Here is a 690-nt window from a genome sequence, read left to right as displayed (position 1 = left end):
CGGTTGAGCCCCTTGATAGCCGCATGGAGCAGCTTGGCATCGGTCGGAAAGGTGATGGCCTTCGGCTGCACCGTGGTATCGACCGTGACGCGCTTGAGGTCCTGGCCGCGTAACGCACCGGCCTCGTGCGCCACCCGCAGGCTCTCGGCCAGCAACGACTCCAGCTTGTCGCCGAGCCGCTTGCGCCAATGGCTCAGGTCCGAGCGCTCGTGCGGGAAAGCGTGCTGAAAGAACTCTTCGCCGGTGAAGAACTGGAAATACGGGTCGTGAACCCAGCGCTCGCAAACGCCCTCATCGGACAGCCCGTAAGTGTGCTTGAGCAACAGCAGGCCGATCATAAACCGGGTCTCGATTCCGGGCCGGCCATTCTCGCTGTAGAGCGGCGCGACCTCGCCGTCGATCCAGTCCCAATCGATCTTGCCGGCGAGCTGAACCAGCTCGTGCTTCATGTTGATGATCTGGTCCAGCCGCGCCCGGAACAGATCGTTCGATCCCGTCGTCCTGTGCTTCTTCGGTCGCATCCGCCCCTCCAATGCACCACAGAATCATGGTCCGCAGCGAAAGGGAATCCACAAATGAAAATTGCAAGGTTTGGGGGCCTCAAGCCCCCAATCCCTGCAATCTCAAATGCCGCCGCAACCGGAAAACTGACTCCTGCTCAATCGCTTAGAGCCTTGTTCACGGACGACT

Annotated in this window: 1 protein-coding gene; it reads right to left on the bottom strand. The window is 60.7% G+C overall.

The window, feature by feature from the left end:
- Positions 1-521: transposase (locus AC0L21_RS37980; RefSeq protein ID WP_473267119.1), on the bottom strand; the 521-nt coding region annotated here is incomplete at its 3' end.
- Between the last annotated feature and the right edge of the window lie 169 nt (positions 522-690).

It is taken from the genome of Bradyrhizobium sp. WSM4873, from assembly GCF_055811355.1.
The sequence above is the reverse complement of the archived record's forward strand: the minus strand, read 5'-3'. Positions and strand labels throughout refer to the sequence as shown.